Below are 18482 nucleotides of genomic sequence, written 5' to 3' on the forward strand. Positions count from 1 at the left end.
GGGGGTGTTTGCGTTTTTTGGGATGATTTGATTTACTGATTTAACCTTAGATTTGCATAAGATAGCCCACCTCAGAGGGGGTAGGTTAAGACTCAGTTTTTTGGGTTCGAAAGTATAGGGGAGCAACCCAGCTATGACCTCAAGAAGTAGGTTTAGAGGGTTTCGGTGCCGTGTATGCTCTATGTGTGAGATGTTTTTTAACTGATCAAAGAGCATTTCTATCCAATACTATTTTCTTAGCATAATTCGGTTCCATAGAGAAATATCTTTAAGTTTCATATTATTACGCGTATTTATCACCAGGATGATCTCTTGGAGCCAGTTCATTATTCAGAGACTGTGAGATATCCCCTTTGTCGCCATAGATTTTATTGGGGTCGCCGCAGGCCTAATCGCTTATACATTCCAACCTAAAAAAACCGAGCTTGAATTTATGGGATTCTGATATCGCTATTCTTAAACGAAGTTGACGTTAGCTAATAAGTTTAGGGAACTCGGTCCGCAAGCAGATCTTAACGTATTGATTATATAAATATTTAAAATCACGAAAACGAGACATGTGGAACAGAATAAGGAGAGTCATGACCTCATCATAGGAAAGTGTTGAATGACGATGCTGCTGACTTTCACTGTTGTCGAGTAACCGTTGCTGCCTAAGGGAAGAAATGTTTGGCAAAAATCGTCGATTTCACAATAAATTTCGTCTAAATTATTCGTACCTGAGGATTCCGTGAGCAACTTAAACTATAACTAACGGTAATCTTACTGATTAATAGCTATTTTGATGAAATAGCTCCTTTATCATCAAAAGATAGCTTGTTTAATTTTAATCCAAATAGAATCCCTGATTTGGATAAGAATTTACTAATAAGTTTATGGCGAATATTTTTATTTTCCATAGTAACCAGCCTCGTAAGAATTGATGACTCCTTTAATTAATGCTTTTATCTTCTTATCTGAAATCTGACTATTGTCAATTTTTTCTATATGTACTTTTGGTGAAATGAATGTTTCTGACATGTCGATTTCTTGAATGAAATTATCACTATTAAAATAACTAATTCTTTGCTCAAATTCCTGTGAGCTGATATTGTCCATTCTATTCTTAACTTCCTCTCTATAAAATTGTTCAAAGAAAGGCGTTAGAAGTTTAATAGAATTATTCACATGTGTTTTAAAGTTAGGGTCAAAATCATCATTAGAACGATAAACGTAATGCCTGGCTTCCCGTTCATACGGAGGGAGATTTACTGAACAAGCGGATAAAAATAAGAGAACAGGTAAAAAATATAAAGAGCGCATAAAAAATCCTCTACAATACTAATAGTCAATTAAATAAATTGATAATGAAGAGAAATTGCTAGAAATTAATTTCAAAGTATCTGTTTGATTAACATATCTATTGCACTGGATATTACCAATAATATCCTGAAAATTTTCAATATTATTATTTTCCATAGCTATATTGTTCTCTTCTTTAGAAAATGACAATGAGGTTCAAAACTCCTAAACCGAAATTCAATGAAATAAGAATCCCCTGAGATTACATGCGCTACAAGGGATTTAAATGATAATCAGCTTTATCGATTCAATTACAGAATACGATTAATCAGCCTGTCTACCCGGATACGGCGTAAGCGACGGATAAGTTTACGTACTTTGACTGGGTAAAGCTGGATACTGTCCAGTTCCTGATAATGACTGACAATCGTAGTATGAGTACGGATACAATTTAGTTCTTTTGCACGTTGTTCCTGCATTTCTTTATTAGGATCGTGGATAAGAATTGCATTTTCTAAATCCAGTCCCCAGGCACGAGGATTAAGATTATTTCCTGTAATCAACTGCCATTGATTATCTATCCACACACCTTTCAGATGGTAGCTATTATCACCATCTTTCCATAGTCGTACAGTGAGTTGGTCGCTATCCACATAGCGCTGTAGTCTGCTGATAAAACGGCGCAGGTTGATTTCATATAGATAGGGTAATGCACCGATAATTCTAAATGGCTCTTCCGGTGGAATATAAAAATCGTTGGCAGTTTTATCGCCAACAATAATTTCGACTTGTTTACCCTGACGAAGTAGATGAATAATCAGTCGGACAATGATAGCTGGAAGGTTAAAATACGGAGTACAAATAATCAGCTTTTGTTCTGTGCTGGCGATAAGATGACTGATGGTTTTATTTAGAAGATTTTTCTTCCCCAGACCGGCAAGCGGAGTGACAGACAATTCATCGTTCGTTGCCTGATTATTTATCTGATAAGTCGTGTGTCGCAGAGAAGAACGAAATTGACGGATCAGAGTTTTAATTTCAGGGCTACGGGGGCGATTCTTACAATTCAGTTTTTGTACAGCACCTGTAGCGATAATGTAATTATCAACAAAGTGCTTCATTGCTTCTGCAAGTTTTGCATTGCGAAACAAATGGTAGCGATCATAACGATATTTATCATGTTGGTGGAGATAAACATCATTAATACTCGCTCCGCTATAAATCACCGTGTCGTCAAAGATAAAACCTTTTAAATGTAAAACTCCCAGTGCTTCACGGGTATTTACTGGTACACCTAATACTGGAATTTTTACATCAGAATATGTTTCTGTCATGGAACAATACCAATCGGCATTAGTTGCCATTGCAGCATCACCAATTCGTCCACGTTGTGCTCGATGCCAATCAACAAGAACTTTAATGTCTAGGTTCGGGCGTTGTTGTTTAGCCAGATAAAGTGCATTAAGGATATCTCTTCCTGCGTCATCGTTTTCCAGATAGAGAGAGATGATATAAATATGTTTTTCAGCGCTAGCAATTTTTTCCAGCAGGGTGCTGCGGAACACTTCTGGTTGATAAAGTGTTTTAATATCAGCAACTGACTGAGGTAGCTTAGGCAGTTGTGCAAGGTGTTGTTGGTGTTTAGCTTGTTTGAATTTAGACAACATCACAGTGCGCTTTTTCTCTTATGTTGGATGGCTGAAATACGACTATATAAAGCAATGAATCAAATGATCTGGCGATAATACCATTAGTTTGGCTAATTGTGAGCATGATTTAACGCTCTGCTACCTAATGATTCAAGTCTGTGCGATTCATCACGTAGTTGATTTAAAGTTCGAGGGCTAAGTTTACAATACCATCCTCAAATTGAACATCTATGGTAAATCCAAGTTTTTTAGCCAGTTTTATCATAGTACGGTTTTCTGGCATTGTGATGGCGTTGAGGCGGCTTATGCCATGTTCCCGCGTATAATTAATCAGCTTAATCATAAGCTGATGTCCAAGGGTAATCCCTTTTAAATCAGAGCGTACCAGTACAGCGAATTCTGCTTCGACATTATCAGGATCAGCTATGGCACGGGTGACACCGATAATTTCCGGGTTAGTCTTAGGATGACGCACGGCAACAAATGCCATTTCACGATCGTAATCAATTTGAGTCATATTTGCTAAATCATCGTGGGTGAATTCGCTGATTTCACTGAAGTAGCGGTAATAAAGATCTTCTTTGGTAACCTGACCAATAAAATCTTTCAGCAGTGGCTCATCTTCTGGCAGAATTGGACGCAGAAGGCATTCTGCACCACTTTTCAGTTTTATGGTTTCTTCCAGTTCGCTTGGATATGGGCGGATAGCCAATCTGGTCCGTGGATCGCCTTCTATCGAAGATAATTCCATTGAAACATCCAGTAGTGTGAACTCATCGCCAGAAGCCAGTAATGGATGAATATCGAGTCGTACAATTTGTGGGCAATCAAGTAATAGGTTAGATACTTGAACCAAAAGTCGGCTAAGTGCCAGCACATCTAATGATTGAGGGGAGCCCCTGAGTTTAATTTTCCTGCTTTTTGTGGCTTGAATAACCAGGTATCGCGCTAATGCCATATTAAGCGGCGGTAATGCTACGGCTGCTTGTGTTTCATGTGACCATTCAACACCACCTTCTCCCAGCATAATCAGTGGACCAAATACTTCGTCTTGTTCTACTGCGATACGCAACTCTTGTGCTCCGGCACGATTTGCCATGCTCTGAACTAACAGTCCCTGAACTCTTGCTTGAGGGAAGTTTTGATTGACTCGTTCGATAATCGCTTGAGCTGAAGTTCTGACTTCATTTGCGTTTCGCAAATAGAGCATAACCCCCTGAACTTCTGATTTATGTGGGATATCTGGTGAACGTAATTTCAGGGCGACAGGATAACCGATCTGTTGGGCAATATTGACTGCTTCATCACTGTTATGCGCAATCCAGGTTGGAAGTGTATTGAGGCCATAGGCTTCCAAAATAGGTTGAACTTCATGGGTATCCAGACGCGAATTCCCCTGTTCCAGAGCTTGTTGTATGCACTGATGGACGCGGGCCGTATTGGCTGTGATGTTTGCTGATAGTGCTGGTGTTTCTGTTAATTGTTTCTGATTGCGGCGATATTCCACCATATGCATAAAAGCAGTAACGGCACCTTCCGGGGTTCGGTAAGTTGGAATACCTGCTTCACTGAACAGACGGCGGGCTTCTTGTGAAGAATACTCTCCGCACCAGTTGGTGAAGATAGTCAGCCATTTTCCCCGTGGATGTTTACGGATTGTTTCAATGACTTTTGTGGCGGTCTGAATGCCGGGAGCAATTGCGCTAGGAGAATGAATAAGTAACAGAGCATCATGGTCATGGCTGTCTAGCAAAGGTTTTAGTGCGGAGACGTAACGTTCCACCGTAGAGTCATCTTTTAAATCCAGTGGATTGTGTAAGGCGATAGTTTCTGGCAGGTGTGTTTTCAATGTTTTCGTTGTTTCTTCACCTAACGTTGCTAACTTACCGTTACGACGGAATAACTCATCCAGCGCCATTGCTGCTGGAGCAGCACCATTGCTGATGATAAATAGTCGCTCTCCCCGTAAAGGTGACATATGGCTTAACGTTTCTACAGCAGAAAACATTTCATGTGTATCTTGCACCCGCAATAATCCAGCTCGCTGAATTGCTGCGTCATAGGCAGCATCCAGGTTTTGTTGTTCACCAAGTAATTTCTGGGCCCGCTTGGTGCGGCCGCTTTTAACCACCAAAATAGGTTTATTGCGGGAAGCACTTCTGGACGCTGAAAGAAAGCGACGGGCGTCATGAATATGCTCCAGATAGAGCAGGATAGCGCTGGTTTTACTGTCACGAGCCAGAAAATCAAGCAGATGATCAATATCAATATCTACACTGTCGCCCAATGCGATAAAGTAGGAAAATCCGACTCCTCGGTGTTGAGCCCAGTCAAGAATCGTATTTGATACTGCCGCAGATTGAGAAATAAAGGCTAGTTTCCCTTTGAGTATTGGAACTGGAGAAAAGCTGGCGTTTAATCCTTGCCAGGGGGCTAATAATCCCAAACTGTTTGGTCCAAGTAGCCGGATACTATAGCGCTGGCAACACTGTTTTAGCTCAGTAAATTGGGGCTTTGGTGAGGAAAGAATAATAACTGTTTTGCAACCAAGTTGCCCCAGTTGTTCCAGACTTTGCAAATTGCGGCTATGATGAGTACAAATAACAGCCAAATCTGGTGTAATCGGTAATTTATCTATTGAAGGATAGGCTAAAACCCCTTGAACGGAACTGCTATTGGGTGTTATCGGCAGTATTGGTCCGGCAAATCCTCCTGCAAGTAGGTTGCGCATCATAACGGAACCCGCTCGTTCTGGTTTTTCTGAGGCGCCAATTACCGCAATGGATTTAGGGCGTAATAAAGCTTCAAGTCCGCGCTGGCTCATCAGGAGGCTCCTTGTTGGCGATTAATGTGGTCACTGTAACGGATTTTGTTGGTCATTGCTGTGATTTACGCTATCGGGTGATGAGGTTTACCTGCCAGATATTGTTGATGAAAATAGCTAACAATTTACCTGTATTACTGGGTTTCATTGGTTCGGTATCAAACATGATAAGACAAAATCGGCTGGTGGCATTCGCCAGTTCGATTGTATCGCACAGACAACTTTTTTATGGCAGTAGACAGTAAGAGCAACGTTCTATACGGCAACCACGGGCACGAAAGGGACGAGTAGAGCGAGCGAGGCGCTGCTGGCGCAGTTGGAAGACGGCATTATCATTCATAAATCAGGAACCTGGGTCCTTCAGGTAAAAGGTAGGAAAAAAATTAAAGGCATATTTTAATGGATTGTAGGTGTCAGAGGTAGCTTACCATGCACACATCAGGTAATCTTCGCGCCATAAAGTAGTTGGAGAGACGAATGAACGATTCATACAGTGGTAAAAATGGCAAAGTCAAAGTGATGTATGTCCGTAGTGAGGACAGTAATGACAGCCGCAGCAATAACAAACGTCCGTCGGGCAAAGGACGCGATCAAGGTCAGCGTCGTCGGGACAATGAGCGATCATCCCGTTCTCCGCGTGTTACTGAGCGTGAAAGATCGCCTTGGAAAACAGTTTCTCGCCCTGAGAGTGATTCTTTAACGCCAGAGCATGGCGGTATCAGTGGGAAAAGTCAGATTGATCCAGAGCAGCTTCGTCGTCAGCGAATGGAAGAAACCCGGATTTATGGTGAAAATGCTTGTCAGGCGATGTTTAAGAACCGTTCTGAGGCGATAGTTCGTGCTTGGTTTGTTGAGTCAGTGACACCACGCTTCCGTAATGCTCTAAAATGGATGGCTGCCAACCGCAAAGCTTATCATGTTGTGGATGAAGCTGAACTGGCGAAAGTGTCAGGTACTGAGCATCATGGTGGTGTTTGTTTTCTGATTAAAAAACGCAGTGGTTTGGATGCGGAGACCTACCTGAAAAGTGCTCCGGTAAAAGACTGTGTTCTGGCTCTTGAAGATGTGGGTAATCCACATAACCTCGGTGCTATTATGCGAAGCTGTGCGCATTTTGGTGTGCAGGGTGTGATTTTGCAGGATGTGGCTTTGTTAGAATCTGGTGCGGCTATTCGTACAGCAGAGGGTGGCGCTGAACATATTAAAGGTATTGATGCTGATGGTTTTACCACCACACTGAATAAATTTCGTGAAGCTGGTTATACCATTGTGACAACATCCAGCCATAAAGGCAGCACCAATTTAGCTAAAGCTAAATTACCCGAAAAAATGGTTCTGGTACTTGGTCAGGAACATGATGGCTTGAGTGACAGTGCTTGGGAACATGGCGATATGAGTCTGTTCGTCGGCGGCACAGGTTTGATTGAAAGCCTGAACGTTTCTGTTGCAACTGGCGTTATGCTGGCAGAGTGGTGGCGACAGAATAGAGCCTGATGGAAAAAGCGGGAGCCGTGGGTGCTCCCGTTTTGCTATTTAAGATTCAGTGGGCTCCGCTAACACTCTCTTTACTGCCTTGTATGAATGGGGGTTTCGCTAACCAGACGAGTATAATTAAAATCAGGAATACACAGGCGGAGAGCCAGAATATTTCATTTGCTGAAATTATGAGTCCCTGATGGGTAATTTCTTTTGCCAGATAACCCGAAATTTGCTGGTTATTCATTCCCAAGGCCGATAATTGCTGATAAATCTGTTGAGTATCGGGGCTATAAGGATTGATGTGTTCTGTAAAATGAGCGTGATGCATTGATTCGCGTTGAGTCCACATGGTCGCTGTTAGTGATGTTCCTATTGAGCCTGCCAATGTTCGGATAAAGTTAGACAAACTGGATGCAGATGCCACACGTTCTGGTGGTAAGCCAGAAAGGGTAATGGTTGTTAGCGGCATAAAGAAACAGGCGATAGCAAATCCTTGAATAAATTGAGGCCATGCAGAGGCGGCAAAATCCATTCCTGGTTCGAATGTATATGCACGCCAGTAATAACAGACAGAGTACATTACAAAGCTGAATGTCACTATGTAGCGCATATCTACTCTATTGCCGAACTTACCAATCAGCGGAGATATTATCAATGGCAACAATCCTACTGGCGCTAATGCAAGTCCTGCCCAGGTTGCGGTATAGCCAAACACTTCCTGTAATAATTGAGGTAACAAAACGATTGTGCCGAAGTAGAGTAGATAAGCCAAACTCAAACAGAGGCAACCAATAGTAAAATTGCGTTCTTTGAACAGCGACAAGTCAATAATTGGATTGTCATCGGTCAATTCCCATACTGTCAAAAATACCAATGAGATTACGGCGATAACAGCCAATACGATAATTTCGGTAGAATTAAACCAGTCCAGTTCTTTACCCTGATCCAGCATAATTTGCAAACAACTCACCCCGACAACCAACAACACGAGTCCTATTGTGTCGATAGGTTTGATCTGTGTTTGGGTTTCACGTCCTTTCAGCGTTTTCATCGCAATTAGAATAATCGCTATACCAACAGGGACGTTGATAAAGAAAATCCATCCCCAATGATAGTTATCACTGATATAGCCGCCCAGAATAGGGCCAAAAATCGGTGCGACAATAATAGTGATTGACCATAACGCAAGCGCCATATTTCCTTTGGCGGGGGGATAATTATTCAGTAACAGGCTTTGCGAAAGAGGAATAAGAGGACCAGCAACTAACCCCTGAATAACCCGGAAGAAGATTAGCATTCCAAGGCTGTTGGAAATCCCGCATAACCAGGAAGCTATAGCGAACAGGGCTGTTGACCAGATGAATAGCTTAACTTCACCGATGCGCTTTGCCAGCCATCCGGTAATCGGGATGGAAATTGCATTTGCAACACCGAAAGAGGTAATGACCCAAAGTCCCTGAGAATTTGATGACCCCAGATTACCTGAGATAGTGGGTATCGCTACGTTAGCAATTGTGGAATCCAAAACTTGCATGAAAGTTGCCAAAGATAGCGCAATGGTCATCCATGCAAGTTTGACCCCTGTGAGCGGCTGTTTCATCACTGTTGCCTTCTGTCTGTATTGTTTTTAAGCGTTATTATTAATTATGTCGTTGACTATTTTATTTGCAGGGGACATATCTATTGTCAGCGCAGAGGTGTGATAAGCCGATTTGGTGCGTGTTCTGTCAGACAGAACAGGGCCATCAGAACGGGTGGTATCTACTCTTACTTTAGTCGAGAGGCCGATACGTAATGGGTATTTTTCTAATTGTCCAGGCTCCAGTGTAATGCGGACGGGTAAACGTTGAACAACTTTAATCCAGTTTCCACTGGCATTCTGGGCAGGCAACAAAGAGAAAGCACTGCCTGTACCCATATCAAGACCAGTGATTTTGCCGCTGAATATTTTGCTTCCACCGTAGAAATCGCTGGTGATTTCGACGGATTGGCCAATACGCATATCGGCAATTTGAGTCTCCTTGAAGTTAGCTTCTATCCACATATCGTTTGCTGAAACTATCGCCATTAGAGGTGTGTTTTTATTGATTTGTGCGCCAACCTGTACACTGCGGCGTGAGACATAGCCATCAATTGGGCTGACTATTTTAGTGCGTTGGAGCGCCAGCCAGGCGTTACGGACCTCTGTTGCTGCTTGTTCAACGGCCGGTTGTTTTTCTAGTGGCGTATCACGAATAACTGCCTGATTGGCGTTATATTGCTCGATAGCGATATCCAGAGCGGCCCGGGCACTGGCAACGGCTTCCTGTGCATGTTGCAGCTCTTCTTTACCAATCACTTTCTGAGCGCTAAGTATTTCACGACGGCTGAGATCATTTTGAACTCTGGTCAATTCAGAGCGGCGCAAAGCGATATTAGCCTGATATTGTTTACTGTTGACTATTTGCTGATGAGTCTGGCGAACACTGTTAGCCAGTGCTGTTTTTGCTTTTTCCAATGTTAACTCTGCATCTCGGGGATCGAGTTGTACTAATACACTGCCGCTTTTCACAAAGTCAGTATTATCGAAGTTAACTGTAATTACACTGCCGGTAACTTGCGACATAATCTGAACTTGATTGCCTGTAACGTAGGCATTATCTGTTTCTTGATGGTGGCGTAAGATGAGAAACCAATAAAAAGAGTAGGTAACACCAAGCAGAGTAAATACAAGAGTTAGTAATACTAAGGCACGACTGCGTTGTCTTTTTTTGTTATCGGTTGGATTTTGTGGTGCTGGTACTTCAATTTCCTCATTTGTGCTCATAGTAATCTCCATGCTTGTTATCTATCTTTTGGCCACTATCATCTTTCGGCTCACTTTCCAGTAGTGGTATGTCATCACTACTGGAAAGATGAATCACACAGAATCCAATGTTATCGAAGAATAATAGTTAGCTTTTGGCAGAAAAGATCATCTTGGCTAACAAGGAAATTTTTTTCGAACAATTTAACCAGAAAATTATTGTTTGGATGAAAATCGCTCGATCAAACAATAAGTTATTTTTTGATACAATCGCCCATTGTATCAAGTCTGACCAGTAATTTTCTCATTAACTTCTCTAACTGTTTTTGTTCCTCCTGGTCAAGGCATGACCAAAGTCTTCTCAAGCAATCATGTTGAGGTGGAAGTAAACTATTTAAAAATTTTGTACCTTGATCTGTCAGGTGAAGGTGAAGACAGCGACGATCGTTATGACTTTCCTTTCTTTCAATCCACTCCTGCTTTTCTAATTCATCAGCAATACGCGTGGCATTAGTACGGGAAGAACCTAATGCGGCACTTAATTCTGATGGTTGGATGCTGTGGCTTTCTTTAGTATCAAGGATCATCAGGGCCATGAACAAAGTCTCATTGATTCCTTGAGCTTTCAGCATATTATTACGGTTTTCAAGCAATTTGCTTTGGACGTGCATTGATAACCTAGTCAACAGGATCTCTTGATAAGGGATATCTTTATTTAATTTGGCTTGCTGTGCTGCACGAATATTCAGTAATTCTTCGGTAGGCGTAAACGAACTTTCCATTATTTAGATACCTTATTAGTTTCAACTGGTAAGATAACTTTTGTTATCAAACATCCAAATGGTATATTAAAAGATAAATTTAGCAATTGTAGTTATTTATTATCATCATATTTCTTTTGATATTGATACCTAATTCATAAATATTTTGAATGTTAGTCCAAAAAGCAGTGCGCCGAATAGTGTTGCGAGTATAATTTTCTTTGTTTTGTAAAAAATTAAACAGATAGTTAAAAAGCCCACCAGGGTAGGAAATAGCTTTTTACTGTCTCTCATTACATCAGGTACACCTGATACGATGAGTAAAGCGCAAATAGATGCAATGCCAATGCTGTCAAGAATAATGCCTGTTTTTCCGCCTTGTTTGCCACCAGACTGACGCGCTTTACCAAAACGCAGTGGCAGATAGCGGAATAAAAAGTTAGCTAATCCAACAAATAGCCCGATGAGCAAAATTCTACTGTCAATCATTGTGTTTCCTTTTGTTCATAAGTGTCACTGTAACTGTTTCGTGGTTGTAACAATGCGGCGATACAGCCACCGACAATACCTGCCAGAATGGCAACAGGGATTGAAAAAAGAGTTATTCCCAACAGTGCCCCAATTAGCGCTGCTGCAACACAATAACTGTTTTGTTTTCTACAAGATGCAAGCAGAAAACTGAGAAATAGTGCCGGTAACATGAAAGTCATGGCAGCTTCTATCGCAGGGTAGGATTCCAGATAACCGTTGCCAAGAAATGCGCCGGCTGCTGTACCAACAACCCAGGCAAGCCAGGAACAGCTTGCAATAGCCACCATCCAGTTTTCACTCCAACTACGTTGGTTCTTAATCAGTTTTGCGGTGGCTGCGGCAAAAACTTCATCTGTCAGACCAAAAGCCCAGATAAGGGTTTTTTTCTCTGTTAGTTTATCTTTGATACGATGTCTTAAAGATGGACCATACAGGATATGGCGAACATCCATTGCCAGTATTGTCAAGGCAGAAACCCATAATGACATGCCCGCGCTCAGTAAGGCCGTGATAACGAACTGGCTTGCACCGGCGTAGATGATGCATGAAAAGAAAATGGCTTCTATTGGGTTGAAGCCAAGTTTTACCGCGCTAAGACCAAAAGCAAAAGCGACGGGAATGTACCCGATTACGATGGGTAAACTGTCCATGATTCCCTCAGTAAAGGAAGATTTTTTACTGGACAAAGGCGTTAATGCGTCAGGAGCAGGCATACAAAATATCCGGTTATATAAATGTTATGTAACATTAACAAAAGGAAATCAAATAGAAAATATTATCCTTAATAAATGTTTCATAAATGTTTTTATTTAGACATTTTTTTGCCATAACTTGTTTCTTGCAACGTTTTTGGCTCATGCTTTTTGCCTAAGAACCACACGATCAGGCTGATTATACAGATGGTCATTCCGGCGGCGGCAACGCCATACCAACCCGAATGTTTATAAGCATAACCTGAAACGAGAGAGCCAAGAGCGCCACCAATAAAATAGCTGGTCATGTAAGCAGAGGTGAGTCGGTTTTTGGCTTCTGGCATGATACGGTAGATCGTACTTTGATTGGTAACGTGAACACCCTGAACCGCAGTATCGAGGAGCAGAATACCAATCAAAAAGCCGATTAATGATTCTTTGGCGAAGCCAATCGGTATCCATGAAATAAGTAGTAGCACCAGAGAAATGCTGGTGGTCAGAGAACCTTTTCCTTTATCAACCAGTTGCCCGGTTTTAGTTGCCATCAGTGCTCCTGCGGCACCGACTAACCCAAATAAACCGATTATCCCTTCGGAGTAGTTAAAAGGAGGTGCTGAGAGCAGGAATGCCATTGATGTCCATAGAAGACTAAAATTGGCAAATGTCAGTGCTCCCAGTATGGCACGTACTCTTAGAAGGGGAGTTGTGGCGACGAGTTTTACAATAGAGCCAAGTAATTGGCAGTAATTGAGAGTGGTCACTTGTTTGTAACGAGGCAGGTAGCGCCATAATGTTAGGGAGAGAATCACCAATAAGACGCTGGCAACCCAAAAAATAGTTCGCCAGCCACCAAGCGTAGTCATTGCTCCGGAGATGGTTCTTGCCAGTAATATTCCAAGTAGCAACCCACTCATAATTATACCAACGGCTTTTCCTCGTTGATGGGGAAGAGCAAGTGTTGCCGCCAGGGGGACCAGTACTTGGGCAACAACTGAAAATAAACCTGTCAGTGCAGTTCCCAGCAACATTTGCCAGATATTCTGCGATATAGCGGTAATCAGCAATCCAACAGCGGCTAACATTGTCATTGAGACAATCAGGCTGCGTCGTTCAAACATATCACCTAATGGTACAAGGAATATCAGGCCAACGGCGTAGCTCAACTGAGCTGTGGTCACAATAAACCCCGCTTCGCTGACAGTCAGGTCAAATTGTAACGCGATAGTATCAAGCAGCGGTTGTGCATAATAGTTACTGGCAACAACCAAACCTGTGGCAATTGCTATCAAAGCAATCAACCCTGGATTTAACGGTGTACGGGAAATATTTTCTTCCATAAATGTGTTTCCTTATGCTCGAACGGCAGGTTTAGAGGGAGTGGGTAACTCACTAAAAGTGAGCGCATTGTAGTGAGTTTTTATTATTAGATTCAACGATAAAACCGAGAGGATGGTAGAAAGAAACCTGCAAATATTGATTGAGTTATCCAATTCGGTGTAAGGGAAAATAGACATAAAAAATAGTGAATTGGTATAGGCCAATTCACTGTGGTATTCAGAATGTTAATTATTTCTGGCGGCTTTCGCGGCAGTTTCAATCCAGTTATCAAATAATTTTTGGTGAGCTTTGAGCCAATTGTTTGCGTGGCGTTCGATATCTGCTTGCGATGCTTCACCATTATGCATCCGCAGGTTTTGGGCGTTAATATCAGCAAGCGGTATTTTCATAATAGAAAACAACTTAGCTGCTGCTGGGTTATCTTCTGCCCATTTTCTATTGGCGGCAATATGCATAATACTTGGCGGGAAACCGTAATTAGCGCTGTTTGGTAGTTTGGTATCTATTTTTTCACCGTCAGGCATAGCCGAGAAAGGCACTTGTAGCCAGACAACATCTCTGCCTGGTTTCAGCACATCACTGATCCAGTAAGGTGTCCATGTGTAATATAAGATGGGTTTACCTTCTTTATAGCGAGTCATGGTATCCGCCATCATGGCGGCATAATTTCCTTGATTATGTTCAACACTATTGTTCAAGTCATAAGCTTTAAGGTGATGGTTAATCGCGGCTTCACAGCCCCACCCTGGGTTACAGCCGGTAAGATCGGCTTTGCCATTACCGTTGGTATCAAATAATTTGGCTATTTTCGGATCTTTCAGTTGGACAATATTCGTGATGTGGTATTTTTCTGCTGTTTTTTTGTCGATCAAATAACCTTGAGCAGCATTTTCTACGTAATTACCAACACGGTAAAATTTGGCATCTCCCCCTGCTGCCCGATATTGGTTGTTGTGTAGTGGTTCCCAGCTTACCGCCATAAAAGTCGCATCACCGGAAGCGATAGAGGAGTAGGCAACATTGTAGTCTACTTCTTTGATTGGTTTGACATCATAGCCAAGTTTTTCCAGTGCTTTATTGACGATAAGAGTCTGAAATGTTTCTTCGGTAATGGTGCTTTGTACTGGCTGTACACTGATACCTTTACCCGGTAACTCGACAGCGAATGATTGAGAGCTTATCAGTGATGACAAGGTTATAGCCCAGATAACTATTTTGCGCATAGTTTTTCCTCCTGTAGTCGTCATCATAATTTTTTATTAAAAATTTGCGGTTTGATATATGCCTTTGCAAGGCTATGCTTTTTTGCTGAATAAATGGGTAACTAATCCAATTGGCCCGGAGGTATACCAATGATTTCCTCCTTTGGTACGGCTGTCGCGGCCAAGAGATTGTGTCAGACGGTCAAGGAGAATCGCGAGAATAACGATCCCGACTCCACCTACCGCGGCAAGGCCCATATCAAGACGACCAATACCCCGCAGAACCATTTGACCTAAACCACCGACGGCAATCATTGAGGCGATAACAACCATTGACAGCGCGAGCATCAGAGTTTGGTTTATACCGGCCATAATTGTCGGCATAGCCAGCGGTAACTGAACTTTAAACAGCATTTGGCGAGGGCTGGCACCAAAAGATTCGGCTGCTTCTATCAGATCTGGCGGAACCTGTTTGATACCCAAGATTGTCAGACGGACAATTGGGGGTAAGGCGAAGATAATGGTGACGATAACTCCAGGTACGTTACCGATACCAAATAGCATGACGATCGGCACCAGATAGACAAACGCCGGCGTGGTTTGCATAGCATCAAGCAGAGGCCGGATGATTTTGGCGGCCCTTCCACTGCGTGCCAACCAGATACCCAGTGGTAAGCCAATGATGATACAAAACAGCAGAGATGTCAGAGCCAATGCCAGAGTGACCATAGCTTCAGACCATGCCCCGATTGTACCAATAATTGTCAGTGAAACAAGTGAGGCAATCCCCATACCAAGGCCTGATAACTGCCAGGCAATCAGAGCAAAAAACAGGATTGCAACGGGGGCGGGCATTGAGGTTAGAAATTGCTCAAAATTGCTGAGAACAAAATCAATTGGGACACGCATTCCCTGAAATGCCGGGCGAAAATTCAGTACAACCCAGTCAATAGCATGGGTGACCCATGAGTCTAAGGGTATAAGGGGGTGTTGGAATGGATCCATGATATTGAAATGTTCAGGCTGTACGGTTGTTGTTGGTGCATCCAGCCAGTCAGAACCAGCTGAATTATCAACACTGGCTTCGCTACTCCAGGGGTCTATGCTATCAACTGAGGAGGGATGGGGATCCCTCGTATCCTGTGTAGGTTGAGTTTGATGTTCGTTTTGATTACCCATTTGGTGTCTCCTTATCTAAAGCCTGCAACAGCATCCCTTTGGAAATAACGCCGATGTATTTGTTGTTATCCCCAACAACCGGAACCGCACAAGGTGATTGTGCTACAACAGAAATCAATTCATTGAGAGGCATATCCGCAGCAACGGCGGCTGGCTCTGTCAGTATGGCGTGTTCGATCGGTTTTTTTCCCCGTAATGCTTTTTCCAATGAATTTACGGAAACCACACCCGCGAACTTTTGCCCACGTTCGATCAGATAACCATAATTCCTGTTCTCGTCATCCAGGACTTTCAATGCGGAAAGAGGGCCAAAACCTGGCGCAACATGAAGAAGCGAGTCTGGGCGGCGGCGAGCGACATCTTTGGCGCTGAATACATGGCTGATATCTACGCCCCGGAAAAAGGTTTTCACATAGTCGTTTGCCGGATTATTTAGGATTTCATCAGGTGTCCCGACTTGTATAACCACACCGCCTTGCATAATGGCAATTCGATCCCCGATACGCATTGCCTCATCTAAATCATGAGAGATAAAGACGATGGTTCGTGGCTGATTACCTTGCAGACTGAGTAACTCGTCCTGCATTTCTGTACGAATTAATGGGTCAAGGGCAGAAAATGCTTCATCCATCAGCAAAATATCCGGGTTATTAGCCAGTGCTCTGGCAAGCCCGATACGCTGGCGCATTCCGCCTGAAAGTTCATCAGGGTAGGATTGCGTATAACTTTCCAGATTTACCTGTTTCAGTGCATCCAACGCTTTTTTGTGGCGTTCTTGCTTGGGGATGCCAGCAAGTTCCATGCCAAAAGCCGTATTTTCCATGACGTTTAAATGTGGCATCAGTGCGAATGATTGGAAAACCATACTGATTTTGTTACGGCGAACGTCTCTTAACGCTGTTTTTGAAATCTCAGAAATATCTTCCCCATCAATTAATACCTGACCGCGAGTCGGTTTTATCAGACGATTGAGAAGGCGTACCATGGTGGATTTGCCTGAGCCTGACAATCCCATGATGACAAATATTTCGCCTTCTTCAATGGCCAGATTGGCATTTTGTATACCAATAGTCAGACCTGTCTTTTCAAATATCTGATCTTTATTCAAGCCAGAATTCAGCAATTTGAATGCATATTCTGGATGCTTGCCAAATATTTTATAGAGGTTTTTAACTTCGAGTTTAATTGCCATGAAATAGTTACTTTCCTTTCAATGGTTATTTAATAATTTTATGCATTATTCATCTCTGCATGATTCTTTGAAGATATATACCCTAACATACTGAGAGAGCCTGACAACCCTATGTTAATGTTAATTAATGTAAAAAATAGTGATATGAAATTAATTGGAGTAAATGTATTTGGCGTTATTTCATTATTATTAGCAAATTATTTTCTATGAATTGATTCTACTGTCGGAAGGGTGATTTGTTTCTATATTATTGTTATTAATATGTTTTTGTGACTTAAAGGTAATAATTAGGCAATTGTATTTTAGATGGAATTGGTTATTAATTTATAATATTGATTATATCTGATTAGAATGAAATTTAATTCATTATTAATTAGACTTATTAATGTTTTTTGTCGTTTGAGATGAGGAGAATGGCTGTTTCTGGCAAAAAATGTTCACAGGAATTCGTTGCAACTGTAAAAAACACCATAAAAATATAAGGATTTTATGGCATTTTGTCGTTTAAAAAACAGGCTTAATGATATTGTTTTTGAATATTATCGTATTATGGTTATCTGATGTTCGAAATATTTTATATAAAATAAATTCATTTTCTTCAGAAATCCCAATCTTCATCCTCTGTATTAATTACTTTACCAATAACATACGATGAACCTGAACCAGAAAAGAAATCATGGTTTTCATTTGCACCAGGTGATAACGCGGAGAGTATTGCCGGGCTGACATTCGTCGTTTCTGAGGGAAATAAGGCTTCATATCCAAGATTCATTAATGCTTTATTGGCATTATAATGTAAGAATTTTTTAACATCCTCAGTCCAGCCAACAATACCATAAAGCTCTTCTGTATATTTCACTTCATTTTCGTATAAATTTAATAACAATGAAAAAGTAAAATCTTTAATTTCTTTTTTCTCTGGTTTAGCGTATTTATCCAATGATTTTTGGAATTTATATCCGATATAATAACCGTGAATAGCTTCATCTCGGATAATAAGTCGGATTAAATCGGCTGTATTTGTTAATTTTCCCCGACTTGACCAATACATCGGTAAATAGAAGCCTGAATAAAATAAAAATGATTCCAGAAAAACACTGGCGACCTTTTTCTTTAATGGATGGTTATCACAATAATAATTTAAGATAATTTTAGCTTTATTCTGCAATGAAAAATTCTTTTCACTCCAGCGATAGGCGTCATCCACATCAGTAGTCAGACATAATGTTGAAAAGATGGAACTGTAAGAACGTGCGTGAACAGCTTCCATAAAACTAATATTGGACATAACCGCTTCTTCGTGGGGTGTCAGTGCGTCTTCCATCAATGCCGGAGCGCCGACAGTGTTTTGGATGGTGTCCAATAGGGTCAACCCGGTAAATACCCGGGTAGTCAGTTTTTTCTCTTCTGCCGTCAGTGTATTCCATGAGGGAATATCATTAGATAACGGAATCTTTTCCGGTAACCAAAAGTTAGTTGTTAGCCGGTTCCAGACTTCCAAATCTTTGTCATCTTCAATACGGTTCCAGTTAATTGCATATATAGGGTTACTGATCATAATAAATTTCC

The 18482-nt window shown here is 41.7% G+C and carries 14 protein-coding genes and 2 pseudogenes; 2 read left to right on the forward strand and 14 right to left on the reverse strand.

What is annotated here, in order from left to right; genetic code table 11:
• Positions 1-376: 376 nt before the first annotated feature.
• A pseudogene (locus PTE_RS27390) lies at positions 377-470 on the forward strand (IS982 family transposase); the annotation flags it as partial.
• Between the two features lie 418 nt (positions 471-888).
• Here the strand turns inward: PTE_RS27390 and PTE_RS21140 are convergent.
• The 4 genes and pseudogenes from PTE_RS21140 to PTE_RS24135 form a co-directional block, all read right to left on the reverse strand.
• Entirely contained in the window at positions 889-1302 is a 414-nt protein-coding gene (locus PTE_RS21140) for an Exc2 family lipoprotein (protein WP_051477502.1), read from the reverse strand.
• A 290-nt stretch (positions 1303-1592) separates the two neighbouring features.
• The gene (gene pssA / locus PTE_RS21145; RefSeq protein WP_036850414.1) at positions 1593-2948 is read right to left on the reverse strand and encodes a CDP-diacylglycerol--serine O-phosphatidyltransferase; all 1356 of its coding nucleotides are present in this window, start codon (positions 2946-2948) and stop codon (positions 1593-1595) included.
• Between the two features lie 163 nt (positions 2949-3111).
• Positions 3112-5754, reverse strand: coding sequence for a bifunctional acetate--CoA ligase family protein/GNAT family N-acetyltransferase (locus PTE_RS21150; RefSeq protein ID WP_036850417.1), 2643 nt, complete (start codon positions 5752-5754; stop codon positions 3112-3114).
• Between the two features lie 115 nt (positions 5755-5869).
• Positions 5870-6094, reverse strand: a pseudogene (locus PTE_RS24135) (DTW domain-containing protein); the annotation flags it as partial.
• A gap of 137 nt (positions 6095-6231) precedes the next feature.
• Between PTE_RS24135 and PTE_RS21160 the strand changes: the two are divergent.
• Complete coding sequence (locus PTE_RS21160; RefSeq protein WP_036850423.1) at positions 6232-7248, forward strand: tRNA/rRNA methyltransferase; 1017 nt, start codon at positions 6232-6234, stop codon at positions 7246-7248.
• 46 nt (positions 7249-7294) lie between these two features.
• Here PTE_RS21160 and emrB read toward each other — a convergent pair whose 3' ends face one another.
• The 10 genes from emrB to nrdF form a co-directional block, all read right to left on the reverse strand.
• On the reverse strand, positions 7295-8836 hold the full coding sequence (gene emrB, locus PTE_RS21165; protein WP_036850426.1) for a multidrug efflux MFS transporter permease subunit EmrB: 1542 nt from the start codon (positions 8834-8836) through the stop codon (positions 7295-7297).
• A 24-nt stretch (positions 8837-8860) separates the two neighbouring features.
• Complete coding sequence (emrA, locus tag PTE_RS21170; protein ID WP_036850436.1) at positions 8861-10039, reverse strand: multidrug efflux MFS transporter periplasmic adaptor subunit EmrA; 1179 nt, start codon at positions 10037-10039, stop codon at positions 8861-8863.
• A gap of 233 nt (positions 10040-10272) precedes the next feature.
• Positions 10273-10800, reverse strand: a complete 528-nt coding sequence (gene mprA, locus PTE_RS21175; protein WP_021323081.1) for a transcriptional repressor MprA — start codon at positions 10798-10800, stop codon at positions 10273-10275.
• Between the two features lie 129 nt (positions 10801-10929).
• Positions 10930-11265 carry an L-valine transporter subunit YgaH gene (gene ygaH, locus PTE_RS21180; RefSeq protein WP_198539154.1) on the reverse strand — a complete coding sequence of 112 codons (336 nt, stop codon included), beginning with the start codon at positions 11263-11265 and terminating at the stop codon, positions 10930-10932.
• The gene (locus PTE_RS21185; protein ID WP_036850440.1) at positions 11265-12023 is read right to left on the reverse strand and encodes an AzlC family ABC transporter permease; all 759 of its coding nucleotides are present in this window, start codon (positions 12021-12023) and stop codon (positions 11265-11267) included. The genes ygaH and PTE_RS21185 overlap by 1 nt, the downstream gene beginning before the upstream one ends.
• Before the next feature lie 92 nt (positions 12024-12115).
• Positions 12116-13339, reverse strand: a complete 1224-nt coding sequence (locus tag PTE_RS21190) for an MFS transporter (protein ID WP_036850441.1) — start codon at positions 13337-13339, stop codon at positions 12116-12118.
• 225 nt (positions 13340-13564) lie between these two features.
• On the reverse strand, positions 13565-14563 hold the full coding sequence (gene proX / locus PTE_RS21195) for a glycine betaine/L-proline ABC transporter substrate-binding protein ProX (protein ID WP_036850442.1): 999 nt from the start codon (positions 14561-14563) through the stop codon (positions 13565-13567).
• 72 nt (positions 14564-14635) lie between these two features.
• Complete coding sequence (proW, locus tag PTE_RS21200) at positions 14636-15721, reverse strand: glycine betaine/L-proline ABC transporter permease ProW (protein WP_036850443.1); 1086 nt, start codon at positions 15719-15721, stop codon at positions 14636-14638.
• Positions 15714-16913, reverse strand: coding sequence for a glycine betaine/L-proline ABC transporter ATP-binding protein ProV (gene proV, locus PTE_RS21205; RefSeq protein ID WP_036850444.1), 1200 nt, complete (start codon positions 16911-16913; stop codon positions 15714-15716). The genes proW and proV overlap by 8 nt, the downstream gene beginning before the upstream one ends.
• A gap of 598 nt (positions 16914-17511) precedes the next feature.
• Positions 17512-18471 carry a class 1b ribonucleoside-diphosphate reductase subunit beta gene (gene nrdF, locus PTE_RS21210; protein WP_036850445.1) on the reverse strand — a complete coding sequence of 320 codons (960 nt, stop codon included), beginning with the start codon at positions 18469-18471 and terminating at the stop codon, positions 17512-17514.
• Positions 18472-18482: the final 11 nt, after the last annotated feature.

Origin of the sequence: Photorhabdus khanii NC19, assembly GCF_000517265.1 — a bacterium.
Taxonomy (GTDB): Bacteria; Pseudomonadota; Gammaproteobacteria; order Enterobacterales; family Enterobacteriaceae; genus Photorhabdus; species Photorhabdus khanii.

What these genes read in the sequence shown, in the direction of transcription:
- PTE_RS21140 (WP_051477502.1), bottom strand. Translation starts at nt 1,302, where the DNA reads ATGCGCTCTTTATATTTTTTACCTGTTCTCTTATTTTTATCCGCTTGT.
- pssA (WP_036850414.1), bottom strand. Translation starts at nt 2,948, where the DNA reads ATGTTGTCTAAATTCAAACAAGCTAAACACCAACAACACCTTGCACAA.
- PTE_RS21150 (WP_036850417.1), bottom strand. Translation starts at nt 5,754, where the DNA reads ATGAGCCAGCGCGGACTTGAAGCTTTATTACGCCCTAAATCCATTGCG.
- PTE_RS21160 (WP_036850423.1), top strand. Translation starts at nt 6,232, where the DNA reads ATGAACGATTCATACAGTGGTAAAAATGGCAAAGTCAAAGTGATGTAT.
- emrA (WP_036850436.1), bottom strand. Translation starts at nt 10,039, where the DNA reads ATGAGCACAAATGAGGAAATTGAAGTACCAGCACCACAAAATCCAACC.
- mprA (WP_021323081.1), bottom strand. Translation starts at nt 10,800, where the DNA reads ATGGAAAGTTCGTTTACGCCTACCGAAGAATTACTGAATATTCGTGCA.
- PTE_RS21185 (WP_036850440.1), bottom strand. Translation starts at nt 12,023, where the DNA reads ATGCCTGCTCCTGACGCATTAACGCCTTTGTCCAGTAAAAAATCTTCC.
- PTE_RS21190 (WP_036850441.1), bottom strand. Translation starts at nt 13,339, where the DNA reads ATGGAAGAAAATATTTCCCGTACACCGTTAAATCCAGGGTTGATTGCT.
- proX (WP_036850442.1), bottom strand. Translation starts at nt 14,563, where the DNA reads ATGCGCAAAATAGTTATCTGGGCTATAACCTTGTCATCACTGATAAGC.
- proW (WP_036850443.1), bottom strand. Translation starts at nt 15,721, where the DNA reads ATGGGTAATCAAAACGAACATCAAACTCAACCTACACAGGATACGAGG.
- proV (WP_036850444.1), bottom strand. Translation starts at nt 16,913, where the DNA reads ATGGCAATTAAACTCGAAGTTAAAAACCTCTATAAAATATTTGGCAAG.
- nrdF (WP_036850445.1), bottom strand. Translation starts at nt 18,471, where the DNA reads ATGATCAGTAACCCTATATATGCAATTAACTGGAACCGTATTGAAGAT.